The sequence below is a fragment of the Pseudomonas sp. PvP009 genome (genome assembly GCF_017832995.1).
Taxonomy (GTDB): domain Bacteria; phylum Pseudomonadota; class Gammaproteobacteria; order Pseudomonadales; family Pseudomonadaceae; genus Aquipseudomonas; species Aquipseudomonas syringae.
On record NZ_JAFIBG010000001.1, the window covers coordinates 2085327 to 2103278 of the forward strand.

At 59.5% G+C, this 17952-nt stretch carries 17 protein-coding genes and 1 tRNA gene; 8 read left to right on the forward strand and 10 right to left on the reverse strand.

The window, feature by feature from the left end; translation table 11 throughout:
- Positions 1–26: 26 nt before the first annotated feature.
- The 6 genes from JOE29_RS09275 to tusD form a co-directional block, all read right to left on the reverse strand.
- On the reverse strand, positions 27–1025 hold the full coding sequence (locus JOE29_RS09275; protein WP_074997785.1) for a glutathione S-transferase family protein: 999 nt from the start codon (positions 1023–1025) through the stop codon (positions 27–29).
- Positions 1026–1121: 96 nt separating this feature from the next.
- On the reverse strand, positions 1122–2123 hold the full coding sequence (locus JOE29_RS09280) for a glycosyl transferase family protein (protein ID WP_003395709.1): 1002 nt from the start codon (positions 2121–2123) through the stop codon (positions 1122–1124).
- A complete protein-coding gene (locus JOE29_RS09285) occupies positions 2120–2455 on the reverse strand; it encodes a TusE/DsrC/DsvC family sulfur relay protein (RefSeq protein ID WP_003317943.1) in 336 nt (111 codons plus the stop codon). Before JOE29_RS09285 ends, JOE29_RS09280 begins: the two co-directional genes overlap by 4 nt.
- Complete coding sequence (gene tusB, locus JOE29_RS09290) at positions 2452–2751, reverse strand: sulfurtransferase complex subunit TusB (protein ID WP_003395712.1); 300 nt, start codon at positions 2749–2751, stop codon at positions 2452–2454. The genes JOE29_RS09285 and tusB overlap by 4 nt, the downstream gene beginning before the upstream one ends.
- Positions 2751–3113 (reverse strand): sulfurtransferase complex subunit TusC, encoded by a 363-nt coding sequence (gene tusC / locus JOE29_RS09295; protein WP_024961192.1) that lies wholly within the window; start codon positions 3111–3113, stop codon positions 2751–2753. Before tusC ends, tusB begins: the two co-directional genes overlap by 1 nt.
- Position 3114: 1 nt before the next feature.
- Complete coding sequence (gene tusD / locus JOE29_RS09300; protein ID WP_003426150.1) at positions 3115–3507, reverse strand: sulfurtransferase complex subunit TusD; 393 nt, start codon at positions 3505–3507, stop codon at positions 3115–3117.
- 234 nt (positions 3508–3741) lie between these two features.
- On the opposite strand from tusD, the gene JOE29_RS09305 reads away from it, so the two are divergent.
- Both JOE29_RS09305 and JOE29_RS09310 read left to right on the forward strand, forming a co-directional pair.
- Positions 3742–5043 (forward strand): MFS transporter, encoded by a 1302-nt coding sequence (locus tag JOE29_RS09305; protein ID WP_210079416.1) that lies wholly within the window; start codon positions 3742–3744, stop codon positions 5041–5043.
- Between the two features lie 15 nt (positions 5044–5058).
- A complete protein-coding gene (locus JOE29_RS09310; protein ID WP_011268261.1) occupies positions 5059–5838 on the forward strand; it encodes a substrate-binding domain-containing protein in 780 nt (259 codons plus the stop codon).
- Here JOE29_RS09310 and JOE29_RS09315 read toward each other — a convergent pair.
- Both JOE29_RS09315 and JOE29_RS09320 read right to left on the reverse strand, forming a co-directional pair.
- Entirely contained in the window at positions 5824–6732 is a 909-nt protein-coding gene (locus JOE29_RS09315) for a LysR family transcriptional regulator (RefSeq protein WP_003343442.1), read from the reverse strand. The two genes, JOE29_RS09310 and JOE29_RS09315, sit on opposite strands and share 15 nt — an antisense overlap.
- Positions 6733–6875: 143 nt before the next feature.
- Positions 6876–6963: transfer RNA gene (locus tag JOE29_RS09320), tRNA-Ser, on the reverse strand.
- A 121-nt stretch (positions 6964–7084) separates the two neighbouring features.
- Here JOE29_RS09320 and JOE29_RS09325 point away from each other — a divergent pair.
- The 6 genes from JOE29_RS09325 (at position 7085) to JOE29_RS09350 (ending at position 14680) form a co-directional block, all read left to right on the forward strand.
- Complete coding sequence (locus tag JOE29_RS09325) at positions 7085–7756, forward strand: Bax inhibitor-1/YccA family protein (RefSeq protein ID WP_003317937.1); 672 nt, start codon at positions 7085–7087, stop codon at positions 7754–7756.
- A 480-nt stretch (positions 7757–8236) separates the two neighbouring features.
- Entirely contained in the window at positions 8237–9667 is a 1431-nt protein-coding gene (locus JOE29_RS09330) for a serralysin family metalloprotease (RefSeq protein WP_003411605.1), read from the forward strand.
- Between the two features lie 58 nt (positions 9668–9725).
- Positions 9726–10109: a protease inhibitor Inh/omp19 family protein gene (locus JOE29_RS09335; protein WP_003395728.1), complete on the forward strand. Its 384-nt coding sequence runs from the start codon at positions 9726–9728 to the stop codon at positions 10107–10109.
- Between the two features lie 89 nt (positions 10110–10198).
- Positions 10199–11995: a type I secretion system permease/ATPase gene (locus JOE29_RS09340; protein WP_044313375.1), complete on the forward strand. Its 1797-nt coding sequence runs from the start codon at positions 10199–10201 to the stop codon at positions 11993–11995.
- A complete protein-coding gene (locus JOE29_RS09345) occupies positions 11992–13329 on the forward strand; it encodes an HlyD family type I secretion periplasmic adaptor subunit (protein WP_024648648.1) in 1338 nt (445 codons plus the stop codon). Before JOE29_RS09340 ends, JOE29_RS09345 begins: the two co-directional genes overlap by 4 nt.
- A 1-nt stretch (position 13330) precedes the next feature.
- Complete coding sequence (locus JOE29_RS09350) at positions 13331–14680, forward strand: TolC family outer membrane protein (protein ID WP_210079417.1); 1350 nt, start codon at positions 13331–13333, stop codon at positions 14678–14680.
- Here JOE29_RS09350 and solA read toward each other — a convergent pair whose 3' ends face one another.
- Complete coding sequence (gene solA / locus JOE29_RS09355) at positions 14681–15856, reverse strand: N-methyl-L-tryptophan oxidase (protein ID WP_058445154.1); 1176 nt, start codon at positions 15854–15856, stop codon at positions 14681–14683.
- Between the two features lie 442 nt (positions 15857–16298).
- Entirely contained in the window at positions 16299–17882 is a 1584-nt protein-coding gene (locus JOE29_RS09360) for an aldehyde dehydrogenase (NADP(+)) (RefSeq protein WP_210079418.1), read from the reverse strand.
- Positions 17883–17952: the final 70 nt, after the last annotated feature.

The window sequence follows — 17952 nt, forward strand, 5'->3', positions numbered from 1 at the left end:
GGCTATCCACCACTTCTTCCCATACGTCAGTTGTTCCAGACACCTTCACCGGACAGTCGCTCACGGTCGTGATCTGCCTGCAGATCGAGTGCGGGCCCCTTCGGTATGATCCCGGTCGGGTTGATGGTGCGATGGCTCCCATAGTAATGCCCTTTGATGTGCTCGAAACTCACCGTCTCTGCGACCCCCGGCCACTGATACAGCTCGCGTAACCAGTTGCTGAGATTGGGGTAGTCCGCGATGCGCCGCAGGTTGCATTTGAAGTGGCTGTAATACACCGCATCGAAGCGCACGATGGTGGTGAACAGACGTATGTCGGCTTCGGTAAGGTGTTTGCCTGTCAGGTAACGCTTTTCACCGAGCAGGTTTTCCAGCACGTCCAGTTCAGCGAATACATCATCGAACGCCTCTTCATATGCGCCTTGCGAGGTGGCGAAACCAGCCCGGTACACGCCGTTGTTGACCTTCGGGTAGATCTGCTCGTTAAGCTCGTCAATGCTCGCGCGTAACGCTTGCGGGTAGAAATCCAGCGTATTGCCGGTCAGCTCGTCGAATGCGGAATTGAACATGCGGATGATTTCCGCAGATTCGTTGCTGACGATGCATTGCTGCTGCTTGTCCCACAGCACCGGAACGGTGACGCGGCCGGTGTATCGAGGGTCGTCGGCGGTATAGCGCTGGTGAAGGAACTGCAGGTCATCCAGCGCATCGCCGCTGGAGCCTTTCTGCTGATCAAAGGTCCAGCCGTCTTCCAGCATCAGCCAACTGACCACCGAAACATCGATCAGGCCTTCCAGGCCCTTGAGCTTGCGCAAAATAAGCGTGCGTTGTGCCCACGGGCAAGCCAGAGACACGTACAGGTGATAGCGACCCGCCTGTGCAGCAAACCCGCCTGCACCGGATGGTCCCGGGTGTCCATCGGGCGTGACCCAACTGCGTCGCTGAGCATTTTCGCGCTGAAATGCGCCATCTTTGCTGCTTTCGTACCACTGGTCTTGCCAGTGTCCTTCGACCAGAAGGCCCATGTCTGACTCCCATTTCCAGGTGATAGAGCTTGGAGGTCAGCGCAGGTGCATCGGTTCGACTGGATTACGGCCTTTCATTGTCGAAAGGCCGAAGGGTTACAGATTGATGTCGCGGCGATCCCAGAATACCTGTGCCTGGGCGAAGGCCTCGTCACGATCGACGCCCAGGCCGCGCAGGGCGAGCGCCATGGTCGATATCAATGCCAGTTGCGGGTAACTGTCTTCGATTTCTCCTCGCCACAAGGCCAGCAGTTGCTGCGGGTCGAGCGTCGCCGGTTTTACATGGCGACGCGGTGAGAGCGCTGGCCATTCTTCATCCCACGGCTGGCCGCCGGTGGTGCCGTACAGGTGGCTGATGGTGTCGGGGTTGATCTCGATTTCGCCGCCATCACCCTTGACCACGATGGCGTTGTCGCCGAGCAGGCTGCTGGCATCGCGATGCACGCTTTGATAGCCCGGGTGAAAAATGCTTTGCAGGCCACACCGCGCCTGCAGCGGATTGAGAATGCGTGCCAGCGAATGAATGGGCGAGCGTAGCCCCAGCGTGTTGCGCAGGTCGATCATGCGCTGCAACTGCGGTGCCCAATCGGCGAGCGGAATGAACGCCAGCCGGTCTTGCTCGAGCGAAGTCTTGACCGCTGACCAGTTGCGGCACAGCGGTATCTTCAGCAGATCGAGCAACTGCTCGGTGTACAGACGCCCTGCGGTATGCGCGCCCCCGCCGTGCAGGAGGATCCTGACGCCGTTTTGCGCCAGGCATTTGGCTGCCAGCAGGTACCACGGCAGGTGACGCTTTTTTCCGGCGTAGGTCGGCCAGTCGATGTCGACCTGCATGTCGGGAGCGTGCAGACGTTCACGCACCGCTTCGGTAAACCCCGCCAGCTCCTCGGGGCTTTCTTCCTTGTGACGCAGCAGCATCAGAAAAGCGCCAAGTTGGGTGTCCTCGACTTTTTCATCGAGCAGCATGCCCATGGCTTCCCGTGCTTCCTCGCGAGTCAGGTTGCGCGCGCCACGTTTGCCTTTGCCCAGAATGCGAACGAACGTCGCAAAGGGATGTTCTTCAGGTGTTTCAGTGACAAGCGCAGCGTAATCATTCATATGCAATTGGTCGGTTTGGGCAGGCCCGCCAGCTTGGCGGCGAGTTTGGCGGGAGTGCCGTTGAACAGGCGATTGAGGTGCATGCTGTTGCCTTTTTCTGCACCCAGCTTCAGCGCGGTGTATTTGATCAGCGGCCGTGTTGCGGGCGAAAGCTGGAACTCGGCGTAAAAACCTCGCAGCAGCTCAAGGATTTCAAGGTGCTCGGCACTCAACTCGATACCTTCCTCGGCGGACAAGGCGTGGGCGACGTCCAGCGACCAGTCGCTGAGGTCTTGCAGAAAACCATCCTTGTCCAGTTCGATGCTGCGCCCGTCAATGTTCAACTGTTTCATAACCAGGTATTGACCTTGTCGAAGCGCAGCGACAGTTCCACGAACGCCGGGTAGTCGATGCTGCTGACTCCGGCAGGGAGGGGCAGATTGCGTGCGCTGAGGTCTTCGTCGAGGGCGAACAGTTGCGATGAGTCGACCGACGACTGAAGGGCTTTGAGCTGCGCACTGGATGGCATCAGCGCATAGGTGGCATCGCCACAGAGCAGTACGCCATCATCGTTGCCCAGCAAGCGCAGGCAACTGTCCAGCCGGGTGTCGGCAAACGGCGAGTGAGAGAGAACGTGCAAAGTAGCCATCAGATCGTGATTACCTCGTCATACCGGTCAAAAAGTGCTGACAATTCTGCGCGCGTAGTCAATTGGCTCAGCTCTTCGCTCAATGCTCCGGGGGAGATGCCGCGCTCGGCCAGGCTTTGTCCGCAGACGTAAAGGTCTTCGACACCGAACATCGGCAGGGCTTTCAGGTTTGCGGTCAGGTCTTTCTGTTGCAGGGCGTCGGGCGACTGCTGTGGCAACAACTGAAAAACCCCGTCGTCCAGAAACAGCAGGCCTACCAACAGATCGAATGCTCCGCCCGCCAGTACGATATCCAGCGCTTCGCGGGCACCGGGACCGGACCACGGCGACTGACGGCTGACAACCAATAGTGATCTGGGCATCTCATGGCCCTCCGAAGCAGATCAGGCGATCAGCCGATTGCACAGCATCGTGCAGCTGGCCCAGCCCGGACAATTCCCACGGCTCGCGCAGGTTTGCCGCCGGCCGCTGATAACGCTCGGCCTCTTGCGTGTCGAGCACACCGCGACGCAACGCCGCGGCAATGCACACCACGCCGTCCAGCTTGTGCTCGACGATGAAGTCACGCCACTGCAGTGCCATATCCTGCTCGTCCTGCGGCGTCACGACGTTGGCCGACGCGCTATGTACGCCTTCCTGATAGAAGAACAACCGGACAATTTCGTGCCCGCCTGCCAGCACCGCCTTGGCGAACTGCAAGGCTCGCCGAGAGGAGGGCGCATGGGCGGCGGAAAAAAGGGAGATGGCGAATTTCATGATCGGCTCTGCCAACAAAACATGCGCAATGATAAAGAATTCAAGGGCAGGCGTGTGAGTTTGGCGCGCGCTGACCTGCAAACCCAGTATCAAGGCGCAACCGCTTGAGTTTCGATTGATGTAAATCGTGCATCAATCGATGAAAACATAGCACTTATCGTTTCAAAGTGTGTCCGGCAGACTCCTCCATCACAAGCGCTTACAACACTCTAATAAGATCGCTGGAGAACACTGATGCACGGCTCATCCCCATTACGAAAAGAATCCTCCCGGTCGAAGGCAGGCGCGGTATTTCGGGTCACCTCCGGTAATTTCCTCGAGCAATTCGACTTCTTCCTGTTCGGCTTTTACGCCACCCAGATCGCCTCCGCCTTTTTCCCGGCCAGCAGTGAGTTTGCTTCGCTGATGATGACCTTCGCGGTCTTCGGTGCTGGCTTCCTGATGCGTCCGTTGGGTGCCGTGATTCTGGGCGCTTACATTGATGACGTGGGCCGCCGTAAAGGCTTGATTGTGACCCTGTCGATCATGGCCAGTGGCACGTTGCTGATTGTTCTGGTGCCCGGTTACGCAAGCATCGGCTTGTGGGCACCGGCCCTGGTATTGGTCGGCCGCTTGCTGCAAGGCTTTTCTGCCGGCGCGGAACTGGGTGGGGTGTCCGTGTATCTGGCAGAGATGGCGACACCCGGCCGCAAGGGCTTCTATACCAGTTGGCAGTCGGGCAGTCAGCAGGTGGCAATCGTTGTCGCCGCTGCACTGGGCTATGGCTTGAACCAATGGATGGCACCTGCTGCTGTCGCCGATTGGGGCTGGAGAATTCCGTTCGCCATCGGTTGCCTGATCATTCCGTTCATTTTCCTGCTGCGCCGCAGCCTGCAGGAAACAGAGGAGTTCGCCACTCGCTCTCATCGTCCGACCATGCGGCAGGTGTTCGCGACGCTGCTGCAAAACTGGCGCGTGGTGATTGTCGGAATGCTGATGGTGGCGATGACCACTACCACCTTTTATCTGATCACCATCTACGCACCGACATTCGGCAAAACCGTACTCAACCTGAGTACCTCCGATGCGCTTCTGGTGACCTTGCTGGTCGGTGTCTCCAACTTTATCTGGCTGCCTGTCGGCGGCATGTTGAGCGACCGTTTCGGGCGCAAGCCGCTGTTGGTTGCGATGACGCTACTGACCATCGTCAGTGCGTACCCGGCGCTGTCTTTCCTCGCTCTGGCGCCCAGCTTCGGCCATATGCTGGAAGTGCTGTTGTGGTTCTCGTTTCTCTACGGCTTGTATAACGGCGCGATGATTCCGGCGTTGACCGAAATCATGCCGGTAGAGGTGCGTGTTGCCGGTTTCTCGCTGGCCTACAGCCTGGCGACGGCGGTTTTTGGTGGTTTCACTCCGGCGATTTCGACCTGGTTGATCCACCTCACCGGCGACAAGGCTGCACCTGCTTACTGGATGACATTTGCTGCAGCCTGTGCGCTGGGTGCCACACTGGTGCTCTACCGGCACATCTCGACCCGCCCGCAACTGGCTGTTTAATCAAGGAAAATCATTATGAAATCGTTATACAAACATCAATTGGCCGCGCTTTTTCTCGGCTGTATCGCGGTCAGTGCGGCGGCGCAGGCTGAACAGCTCAAGGTTATGACCTCCGGCGGCTTTACGGCTGCGTACAAACTGCTCGGACCGCAATACGCGGCGTCTTCCGGGGACTCGCTCGACACCATTCTCGGCCCATCGATGGGCAAGGCGCCCGAGGCCATCCCGAATCGTCTGGCCCGTGGCGAGCACGCCGATGTGGTGATCATGGTCGGCTATGCGCTGGATGATCTGATCAAGCAAGGCAAGGTAGACCCGGCATCGCGGGTCGAACTGGCTGACTCGCGGATCGGAATGGTGGTGAAGGAGGGTGCGGCCAAGCCGGCGATCGGCACCGACAGTGAGCTCAAGGCCACCTTGCTCAAGGCCAGGTCGGTGGCTTACTCCGACAGCGCCAGTGGCGTGTACATCGAAAAAGAGCTTTTCAAAAAGCTCGGTATCGAGAAGGAGCTCGCGCCGAAGGGTAAGATGATCGAGCGCATCCCGGTTGCTTCGGTGGTTGCCAAGGGTGACTACGAGGTGGGCTTTCAACAGGTTGCCGAGTTGCTGCCGATTCCCGGCGTGACGTTCGTGGCGAAGATCCCGGAAGACGTTCAGTCGGTTACCCGTTATGCCGCGGGCATCCCGGTCAATGCCGAGCACCCGAAAGAGGCGAAGGCCTTGCTGGATTACCTGGCCTCCCCGAAGGCCCAGGCTACAGTGCAGTCTACCGGTCTGGATTCAGTTCCCCGCTGAGCGTGAAGGCATTTTCCTGACCAGTTGTTCCAACTCGAGGGCTGCCGGTGTCAAGGTCCTGCCACGACGCTTGATCAGCCCTACATTGCGAATCACCTCGGGCGCAACCAATGGCACGCTCACCAGAAACGGGTGAGCGGTCATCGGCATGGCGATCGACGGCACCGCAGCCACGCCAAGCCCTGCTTCCACCAGTCCGATCATGGTCGTGACATGGCGGGTTTCGCAGATGCTTTCCTTGTGCGGGCGCGAAGGTGCCAGCGCCTGATCCAGCACCAGACGATTACCCGAGGTGATGTCCAGGCCGATGTAGTCGTGGCGGTACATCTCTTCCCAACTGACGCTGTCGCATGTTGCCAGCGGGTGATCCCGCCTGCAGGCCATCACGTAGCGTTCCTGCAGCAGCAGCTCGAAATCCACCTCCGGCGCCAGATTGCCGCTGAAACTCACCCCGAAATCGGCTTCGCCCAGGGCAACCGCGCTGTTGACCTCATTGGCGCTGGCGTCCATGACCCGGATTCTGATTTTCGGAAACAACCGGTGAAAGGCGCTGATGACCTGCGGCATGAAGTAATAGGCGGCTGAAGGCACGCAGGCAATCGTCACGCTGCCCATTCGCGTGGAGCCGACGCCTTCGATGGTCATCAACGCGCTGTCCAGATCATCCAGAATACGCTCGACCTGAGGCAGAAATGCGCGGCCGACCGTGGTCAGGCTGACCCTGCGGGTGGTCCGCTCGAACAGCTTCACATTCAGCGCAGATTCGAGCTTTTCTATCCGCCGACTGAGCGCAGGCTGGGTGATCTGTACGGTTTCAGCGGCCTTGCGGAAGCTGCCATTCTCGACCACGGCACGAAATGCCTGGAGGTCGTTGAGGTCGAAATTGATGGGCATTGCGTAACCAGGATGATTGATTCGGTATGGACATCAATATATCAGGTTGCGTACTGCAGCTCGCACGGCGGGGCGGTGAGAGGAATTCGTGGCGACCAGAAACGACAAAGCCCTGAATAATCAGGGCTTTGCGCTGCCAAATATGGCGGAGGCATAGAGATTCGAACTCTAGGACCTGTTACAGTCGGCAGTTTTCAAGACTGCTGCCTTAAACCACTCGGCCATACCTCCACTTCGTTGCGGGCGCCATAATACCGGAATGAAACAAGCTGTCAAACTCTGTGACTAGCCAGTTGCAGCGCCTCTGTTATGATCTTTGCAACTCAACATTTCAACAGCAAGGAGTTTCGCCATGCGCGAACAGGATTACAGCCTTAAAACCGGCATGCAGGCCGACCAGCTCGAGGTTAGTCGTGTCCTGCGCAATACTTACGGTCTTCTCGCCCTGACACTGGCTTTCAGTGGTGTCATGGCCTTCGTCGCTCAGCAGATGCGCGTCGGCTACCCGAACATTTTCGTGGTGCTGATCGGCTTCTACGGTCTGTTCTTCCTGACCAACAAGCTGCGTGATTCGGTCTGGGGTCTGGTGTCGACCTTCGCCCTGACAGGTTTCATGGGCTTCCTGCTGGGTCCGATCCTAAACCGTTACCTGGGCATGGCCGGTGGTGCTGAAGTGGTCAGCTCGGCCTTCGCGATGACGGCTCTGGTATTCGGCGGCCTGTCAGCCTACGTACTGATTACCCGCAAGGACATGAGCTTCCTGGGTGGTTTCATCACCGCAGGTTTCTTCGTACTGCTGGGTGCGGTAGTGGCCGGCATGTTCTTCCAGATCAGCGGTCTGCAACTGGCTATCAGCGCGGGCTTCGTGCTGTTCTCGTCGGTGTGCATTCTGTTCCAGACCAGCGCGATCATTCAGGGTGGTGAGCGTAACTACATCATGGCGACGGTCAGCCTGTACGTATCGATCTACAACCTGTTTATCAGCCTGCTGCAGATCTTCGGCATCATGAGCCGCGACGACTGATTTACCAGGCCTGAATATTCAGGCCGCTGCACTTCAAGAAAAGCCCCGACTCGTCGGGGCTTTTTGCGTTTCTGCGGCGAGGAAAAATGTCAGCATTGGCCCATCGCACTGCTGACGGTGTGCCGTTCCTGGCGGCTGAGTGAGCCGGAGCATTACTCAGAGCATTTGCGGCCAGTCGACCCCGTAAAATTCATGACCTATCAGTCATATTTATCAAGCTTGCTACAGTCTGTTCAAGCGTTTATCGACTATTTCATCATCACAAAAAATAATATCAGGCGATTCTCCAACGCCTGTAGGCGCTTGCCCATTTAGGGCCACTTGACATCATCGAACAGTGCTGGACACAAGATTTCAGGATGTGTCAGTTTTGTTACGCAATACGATTTTTATGCTTCACAAGGCGAGTGACCGGACTCTCTCGCTACAGGGGAGAGTCCTGTCGTACCTAACCTGTCAAACAGCAAACAAGGAAGTGTCATGACGAAAGTCAAAGAAAATGCTGCAATTCAACTTTCCGCTGCTACCAGCACCTCTTTTGACCAGATCAATGCGTTCGCGCACCAGTATGACCGTGGCGGCAACCTCACGATCAATGGCAAGCCCTCGTATTCGGTCGATCAGGCCGCTGATTATATTCTTCGCGACGACGCCGCCTGGACGGATCGCGATGGCAACGGCACCATCAACCTCACCTACACGTTCCTGACGGCCAAGCCTGCCGGGTTCGACAATTCGCTGGGGACTTTCAGTGCGTTCAACGCGCAGCAGAAAGCACAGGCGGTATTGTCGATGCAATCCTGGGCAGACGTCGCCAAGGTCAGCTTTACCCAGGCGGCTTCCGGCGGCGACGGGCATATGACCTTCGGCAACTACAGCAACGGCAGTGCGGGCGGTGCAGCTTTTGCCTACCTGCCCAGTGGCAACAGCCGTACTGACGGCCAGTCCTGGTACCTTGTCGACAACAGCTACAAGGTCAACACCACCCCGGACAATGGCAATTACGGCCGTCAGACCCTGACCCATGAAATCGGCCATACCCTGGGCCTGTCTCACCCGGGTGACTACAACGCGGGCGAGGGCAATCCGAGCTACAAGGACGCCACTTACGCAGAAGACACCCGTGGCTATAGCGTCATGAGTTACTGGAGTGAGTCCAACACTGACCAGAACTTCGTCAAGGGCGGCGCTCCGTCGTACTCTTCGGCACCGTTGCTGGATGACATCACCGCCGTTCAGCAGCTCTATGGCGCGAACATGAGCACCCGTGCCGGTGATACGGTCTATGGGTTCAACTCTACTGCCGGGCGCGATTTCTACAGCGCCACGTCCGCCTCTTCCAAGGTGGTGTTCTCGGTGTGGGATGGCGGGGGCAAGGATACCCTCGACTTCTCCGGCTTCACCCAGAACCAGAAGATCAACCTCAATGCCGCCTCGTTCTCGGATGTCGGTGGCATGGTGGGCAACGTTTCGATCGCCAAGGGTGTGGTGGTTGAAAACGCGGTGGGCGGTTCGGGCAATGACCTGTTGATCGGCAATGCTGCCGCCAACGACCTCAAGGGTGGTGCCGGCAACGACATCATCTATGGGGGTGGCGGCGCCGACAGCCTGACCGGTGGTGCGGGTGCCGACATCTTCGTGTTTGGCGCCAGCTCCGACTCCAACCGTGCGGGCCAGGATACGATTCGTGATTTCGTCAGCGGTCAGGACAAGATCGACGTATCGGCCATTTCCACGCTGAGCGCGCTGCAGTTCGTCAACGCGTTCAGCGGCCATGCTGGCGAGGCGATCCTCAACTATAACCAGAGCAGCAATCTGGGCAGTCTGGCGATCGACTTCACCGGGCAGGGCATCGGCGATTTCCTGGTCGGTACCGTAGGTCAGGCAGTCGCTGCTGACATCATCGTTTAACCGGTAAAAATCATGGGCGAGTCGATCGGCCCGCCCATGATCTGGAACGTTCGTCCTTATGAAGCTCAACCGTTTTTTTCAATTCGCTCCAGCCGCTCTTGCGCTGCTGGTGAGCCTTTCTGGAGCATGCATGGCCATGAGTCTGAAACTGCCAAGCCCCGCTGAACTCAGCGGCAAGTGGCATCTGTTTATTCATTCACAGGCTGATCGAGCCTGCGAACTGCAGTTGAACACCGAGGCGCCCCAGCTGGGCGGCGATACCGCCTGCGCCACCAAATGGCTGAACGAAGCACCAGTCGGTTGGTTCCCGACGCCTGACGGTCTCGCCTTGACCGACAACGAGGGCAATCGACTGATTCATTTCAACCATATGGGAGAGCAGCGCTATGAGGCGCGCCTGCCGAGCGGTCAGGTGCTGAGGCTGGAGCGCGCAGCCGAATAAAGGGTGCCGGCCGTGCACCGAAAAAATGTCCGAAATGAATGTCCCCAAGGATGTCACCCGGCCGCACTCGCGGCTTTCAAGGAAGAACCATGAGTATGTCCTCCCAAGGCAACCCTGCGCCGTTGTACAAAGCGCTGGCTGACTACAAGAGCGCGTTGATTGGTGTCGGTTGCTTTACCGCCCTGATCAACGTGCTGATGCTCGCCCCATCGATTTACATGCTGCAAGTCTATGACCGCGTACTGACCTCACAGAACCAGACCACTCTGGCCATGCTGACGCTGATGGTGGTCGGGTTCTTTGCGTTTATAGGCTTGCTGGAGATGATCCGCAGCTTTGTGGTGATCCGTATCGGCAGCGAGCTGGAGAAGCATTTCAATCTGCGCGTCTATCAGGCCGCGTTCGAGAGCAACCTGCACGCCGGACAGCGTCAGGCTGGACAGGCGCTGGGTGACCTGACCTTCATCCGCCAGTTTCTCACCGGGCCGGCGCTGTTCGCGTTCTTCGACGCCCCGTGGTTTCCCATCTACCTGGCGGTAATCTTCCTTTTCGACCCCTGGCTAGGCGTGCTGGCCAGTGTGGGGACGGTGTTGCTGGTCGGACTGGCCTGCCTCAACGAATGGCTGACCCGCAAACCGCTGGCCGAAGCCAGCGGCTACTCGCAGCAGTCTGCGCAATTGGCGACCCGGCATCTGCAACAGGCCGAGGCGATCCAGGCGATGGGCATGCTTGAGGTCTTGCGGCGTCGCTGGTTCCATGTGCATGGGCGCTTTCTGGCCCTGCAAAACCGTGCCAGTGACACGGGAGCGGTGATCAGTTCAATCAGCAAAGCTTTACGCCTGTGCCTGCAGTCGCTGGTGCTGGGGTTGGGCGCACTGCTGGTGATAAATGGAGACATGACCGCCGGCATGATGATCGCCGGCTCGATCCTCATGGGGCGGGTTCTGAGCCCCATCGACCAGTTGATCGCCGTCTGGAAACAATGGAGTTCTGCACGCCTGGCCTACGGGCGCCTTGACCAGCTGCTCAAGACCTACGCCGAGCCCGCGCCGCGCATGCCTCTGCCGGCACCGCGCGGTCAGATCAGCGCCGAACAGGTCAGCGCTGCCCCTCCGGGTAAAACGTCGCCGACGATTCAGCAAGTGAGCTTCCAGTTGCAAGCCGGTGAAGTGCTCGGCGTGCTGGGCGCATCCGGCTCCGGAAAATCGACCCTGGCACGCGTGCTGGTTGGTGTCTGGCCAGCGCTGGGCGGCACGGTACGTCTGGACGGGGCCGATATGCATCGCTGGGACCGAGAGGCGCTGGGTCCCTATATTGGCTATCTGCCGCAGGACATCGAGCTGTTCGGCGGCAGCGTGGCAGAAAACATCGCGCGCTTTCGCGAGGGCGACGCGAGCGCGGTGGTTGCTGCCGCGCAACTGGCGGGCGTGCACGAACTGATTCTGCGCCTGCCTCAAGGCTACGACACGCGGCTGGGCGATGATGGCGCCGGCTTGTCCGGCGGTCAGAAACAGCGCGTCGCGCTGGCCCGTGCCTTGTATGGCGATCCGCGACTGGTGGTGCTCGATGAGCCCAATTCCAATCTGGATGCTGCGGGTGAAGCGGCGCTGACTCAGGCGATTGCTGAACTCAAGACCCGCGGCTGCACCGTTGTGCTCGTCACCCACCGTACACAGTCGCTGAACCAGACCGATCGCCTGCTGGTGCTGAGCGAAGGTCGCATGCAGGCATTCGGTGCCACGGCTCAGGTGTTGCAGGCCTTGTCCGGACAGCCATCGTCGGCGCAGGCAGCGCAAGCGCACCCTCAATCGCAATCTCGCCCTGCACCTGCCGGGCTTTCCATGAGCCGTCAGTACGGCACGCAGAACAGGCAGTCCGACGTATGAACAGCCCTATCGACACTCATTACGCTGTGCCGGGCAAGGAACGCGGCGTGCAGTTCTTCGTTCGTGCCGGCTGGATTCTCATGCTGGCAGGGGCGGGCAGTTTCTTTCTGTGGGCCAGTCTTGCCCCTCTGGATCAGGGCATTGCCGTGCAGGGGACGGTGGTGGTGTCTGGCAAACGCAAGGCCGTGCAGTCGCTGGATGGCGGTGTGGTCAGCAAAATTCTGGTCAGTGAAGGTCAACGGGTTAAAGAGGGCGAACCGCTGTTTCGCCTTGATCAGACTCAGGTCGAAGCCGACGTGCAATCGCTGCGAGCCCAGTACCGAATGGCCTGGGCCAGCCTGGCGCGCTGGCAGAGCGAGCGCGACAACCTTGACGAGGTGCGTTTTCCCGCAGAACTGATTGCGGCCGGGCAGGGGCAAGACCCCGACCCACGGCTGGCGCTGGTGCTTGAAGGGCAGCGGCAGTTGTTCAGCAGCCGACGCCAGGCCCTGGCGCGCGAGCAGTCCGGCCTGCAGGCGAGCATCGAGGGTGCCGGATTGCAGCTCGCCGGCATGCGCCGTGCCCGCTCGGATCTGATGGCTCAGGCTGATTCGCTACGCAAGCAACTGAGTAACCTGGAGCCGCTGGCGCAGAACGGGTTCATTCCCGGCAATCGCCTGCTGGAGTTCCAGCGTCAGCTTTCTCAGGTGCAGCAGAGCCTGGCGCAAAACGCAGGCGAAACCGGACGTATAGAGCAAGGTATCGTCGAGTCGCGCCTGCGCCTTCAGCAGCAGCGCGAGGAGTACCAGAAAGAGGTGCGCAGCCAATGGGCCGATGCCCAGGTCAAGGCACTTACCCTTGAGCAGCAACTGGCCTCGGCCGGTTTCAGTCTGCAACACAGCGCCATCCTGGCGCCGGCGGATGGCATCGCCGTCAATCTGGGCGTGCACACCGAAGGCGCGGTGGTGCGTGCCGGCGAAACCCTGCTGGAAATCGTCCCGCAAGGCACACGTCTGGAAGTTGAAGGGCGGCTGCCAGTGCAACTGATCGACAAGGTCGCCAGCCATTTGCCGGTCGACATTCTGTTTACCGCGTTCAATCAAAGCCGCACGCCGCGGGTTTCCGGTGAGGTGAGCCTGATTTCCGCCGACCAGATGCAGGATGAAAAAACCGGCCAGCCGTATTACGTGCTGCGTACCTCGGTGGGCGACGCGGCGCTGGAAAAACTCAACGGGCTGGTGATCAAACCCGGCATGCCCGCTGAAATGTTCGTGCGCACGGGTGAACGCTCGCTGCTCAATTATCTGTTCAAACCTTTGCTGGACCGTGCCGGCTCCGCGTTGACGGAGGAATAGGATGTTTCGTCATCCCCTTAAAGCCGCTTTGTTGACGGCCATCCTGATGGGTACTGCACCCTTGACTCAGGCCATGGGCCCGTTTCAGGTCTATGAACTGGCGCTTCGCAATGACCCGGTTTATCTGGGCGCGCTGAAGGAGCGTGACGCGGGCCTGGAAAACCGGGTGATCGGTCGTGCGGGCTTGTTGCCTCGTGTGTCGTACAGCTACAACAAGGGGCGCAACGATTCCAAGGCGACCCTCAAAGGCAGCACTCAAGACACGACTGATCATCGCCACTACAACAGCTTTGGTTCGAGCCTGACGGTTCAGCAGCCATTGATCGATTACGAGGCGTACGCCAATTACCGCAAGGGACTGGCCCAGGCGCTGTTTGCCGACGAGACCTTTCGCAGCAAGAGCCAGGAGTTACTGGTGCGGGTGTTGACCCTGTACACCCAGGCACTCTTCGCCCAGGACCAGATCAATATCGCGCGTGCCAAGCAGCAGGCGTTCGAACGCCAGTTCGCGCAGAACCGGCAGATGTTCGAGCAGGGAGAGGGCACGCGCACCGATATTCTCGAAGCGGAGTCGCGCAACGAACTGGCGATTGCCGAGCAGATCGAAGCCAGCGATGAGCAGGACGCGGCCTTACGCGAGCTGGCGGCGTTGCTGGGCGAGCCGAGTATCGATGTTGCGCAGCTGGAGCCCTTGAGGGACAGCTTTCAGGCGTTGGTCCTCGCACCGTCCAGCTTTACCGAGTGGCATGCGCTGGCCATGGCCAATAGCCCGATCCTGGCTTCGCAGCGTCAGTCCCTGGAAGTGGCGCGATACGAGGTGGAGCGCAATCGCGCGGGGCATCTGCCGACGGTGAATGCCTACGCAAGTATCCGTCAGAACGAATCGGACAGCGGTAACACCTACAATCAGCGTTACGACACCAACACGATAGGCATCGAGCTCAGTCTTCCGCTGTACGCCGGAGGGGGCACCAGCGCCTCGGTGCGCCAGGCCAACAGCAAGCGCGAGCAGGCTGAATACGAGCTGGAGGGCAAGACCCGCGAAACCCTGATCGAGCTGCGTCGCCAGTTCAACGCCTGTGCGTCAGGGGTGGGCAAGTTACGCGCCTACCAGAAGGCGCTGATCTCGGCGCAGGCATTGGTCGAATCGACCCGCCAGAGCATTCGGGGTGGCGAGCGCATCAGCCTGGATGCCCTCAACGCCGAGCAGCAGCTTTACAGTACCCGTCGCGATCTGGCGAAAGCCCGTTACGACTATTTGATGGCCTGGATCAAGCTGCATTACTACGCCGGCACCTTGCGTGACACCGATCTGGCGCGCATCGACGAGGCGTTCGTGGTGGCGCGCTGATCAAGCCTGCCTGGCGAAGCGTTGCAGTGAAAAGGCCGAGAGATCCACATCGCTCTCGCCATCAATACAGCGTTGCGCCAGCGCCAGTCCGAGCCCGGCTGAATGCTTGAAACCGTGGCCGGAACAGGCCGAGACTACCGTCACGTTTTTCAGGTGCGGGTGTTCATCGATGATGAAGTGGCAGTCCGGCGTCACGGTATAGGCGCACACCGAAGACTTGACCACCTTTGGCGTCAGTCCCGCAATCCTGCCCTGCACCTGAGTGCGGAACATTTCCTGTTCTTCCCGCGCGGTAATGGTGCGGTCCAACCGGTCAGCCGCTGACGTCTCGAGGTATTGCTCAGTGGCGACCTTCATGCTGTTTTCACCGGGCAGCGGCGGGAAGCCGTAATTGACATCGGCGTCGCCCGGCCCGTGACTCAGGATGAAGCTTGGCGACGGCGCAGCAAAGGCAGCCTCTTGCTGCACCTCGAACCAGAACAGCTTTTGCCGGCACACCCGCAGCAGGTCGCTGAACGGTGCGCCGAGTAAACCGGCCGACCACATGCCCGCGCTGGCCACGACCTTGTCGGCGATGATCGAGCCCTTGTCGGTGGTGATTTGTACCTGATCGCCATGCGCCTGCAACTGCGTGACCGTTTCGTGGGTCAGCAAACGTGCGCCGTGTTGTCTTGCCAGCTTGAGCTGTACGGCGATGCAGCGCTCGGGCCGAACGAATCCGCCCTCTGGTTCGAAATAGCCGATGGCGCTATCCAGCACAGGAGCGAACTGAGGGAAGCGCTCGCGAATCGCTGCGGCCGCCAATACCTCGTGCCTCACCCCATAAGCGCGGGCCAGCGCGATGGTCTGATGGGTGAAGTCGTTGACGTCCTCTGGATCGTAAGCGGGGCTTGAAGTCATCACCAGCACACCGCACTGCTCGAACAGCGACTCGCCGCTCAATGCTTCAAGTTCACGCCAGATGCGCTGTGAGCTGCGTACCAGTGGCAGGTATTGCGGCCCTTCACCGGCCGACAGCCGCGTGATGCGGGTATCGCCGTGACTGGAGCCTTGTGTGTGCGGAGGGGCGTAGCGGTCGATGCCAATCACATCGACTCCGGCCTTTGCCAACTGATACGCCGTGGCAGCACCCATAGCACCCAGGCCGAGTACGGCCACGTTACAACGCTGTTGCATGGTGGGGCCTCGATAAATCGTCTATTTCACGCTGTACAGCCTGTCGAATCAACCGCCAAACGTGCATAAGGTTATGTCAGGCGGCCTCGTGGGCCATTACAGATGCCATCACACCGGGATTGCAGACACCCGTCAAAAATTTACGCTTGCACTGCTCAGGGTTTTTAAGGTCCGAATTCGATGAAAAGTTGTCCACGGAAATCGTGGGTATGTCTGTGGGTAACTTTTTGAAACCCTTGTTACACGTGGCTTACAGCTGTGTGGTTAATTTATGAACAGCCTATGTTTTGCACTTCTATGGTGCTGTCATCCGGGTATAAAAGCGGTCCGCTATAAGCGACTCCGGGCACAAAAAAGAAATTTTTTCCAAAAAAAAGCGCGACCCTCATCAGGTCGCGCTGCTGTGTTGCGGATGCTGTGTTGCGGATTTAGCCGATGGCGATTACGCGACGGGCTGGTCACTCCATTCGCCATTGACCAGACGGCGCAGGCCCAACGGGTTGGCGTTCTGCAACGCAGGTGGCAACTGGCTGTCCGCCAGGTTCTGATAGCACACGGGGCGCAGGAAGCGGTCGATGGCGAGGGTGCCCACCGAGGTACCGCGTGCGTCCGAGGTTGCCGGGTATGGACCGCCGTGAACCATCGCCTCGCAGACCTCGACACCGGTCGGGTAGCCGTTGAACAGGATGCGGCCGACTTTCTCTTCGAGAATCGGTTGCAGCCAGCTGTACTGGCTCAAGTCCGCAGGTTCACCGATCACGGTCGCAGTCAGCTGACCACGCAAGGCTTGCAGCGCGTCTTTCAACTGCGCATCGTCAGCGACTTCGATCAGCAGCGTGGTCGGGCCGAAGACTTCCTCTTGCAGCAATTGATCACCGTTCAGCAGCAGGCTCACGTCAGCCTTGAACAACTGCGCCTGCGCCTGCTTGCCTTCCTGAGGCTTGCCGGCCAGATGCGTCACGCCAGGATGCGAAAGCAGGTGTTCCACGCCCTTGCTATAACTGCGCAGGCCACCCGCGTTGAGCATGGTCTGCGGAGCCTGACTGCCCATCTGTTCGGTCAGTTGCTCGATGAATGTCGAGAACGCCGGGGAGCGCAGGCCGATGACCACGCCGGGGTTGGTACAGAACTGACCGGCACCCATGACCACCGAGCCGGCAAGCTCCTTGGCCACGGTTTCACCACGTGCCTGCAAGGCGCCTGGCAGCAGCACGACCGGATTGATACTGGACATCTCGGCAAACACCTGAATGGGTTGTGGACGCTCGGCAGCCATTTTGCACAGCGCGTTGCCACCGTTCAGCGAGCCGGTGAAACCAACCGCCTGGATGGCCGGGTGCTTGACCAAGCCTTCACCGACGCCGTTGCCGAAGATCATGTTGAACACGCCTTTGGGCATCTGCGTACGCTCGGCAGCGCGAATGATTGCGCTGGCCACCAGATCGGCAGTCGCCATGTGACCGCTGTGCGCCTTGAATACTACCGGGCAACCGGCGGCCAGTGCTGCTGCGGTATCACCGCCCGCAGTGGAAAACGCCAGCGGGAAGTTGCTTGCCCCGAACACCGCAACCGGGCCCACGCCGATGCGGTACTGGCGCAGGTCGACGCGTGGCAACGGCTTGCGATCCGGCAACGCCAGGTCGATACGTGCACCGACGAAATCACCGCGGCGCAGGACCTTGGAAAACAGACGCATCTGGCCGCTGGTGCGCCCGCGCTCACCCTGAATACGCGCCTGGGGCAGAGCGGTTTCCTGGCAGACGATAGCGACGAAGTCATCGCCAAGCCCGTCGAGTTCATCAGCAATGGCGTCGAGGAAATCCGCGCGACGGGCCGGGCTCAGCTGACGAAATTCCGGGAATGCAGCCTTGGCAGCCAGTGCCGCGGCGTCGATTTCGCCGTCGGTGGCCTGATGAAAGCTGTAAGGCAGCTCTTCACCCGTGGTGGCATCCAGGCTTTTTTGCAGGCTCTGGCCCAAAGCGCTGCGGCCGCCAGCGATGAAGTTCTGGCCGAGAATGTTAGGCATCGGTATCTCCTGTTGTTTTGAGGTTGGAGGTCGGCAGGGAAGGTATCCGGACCGGCGCTCCTTATGGGTT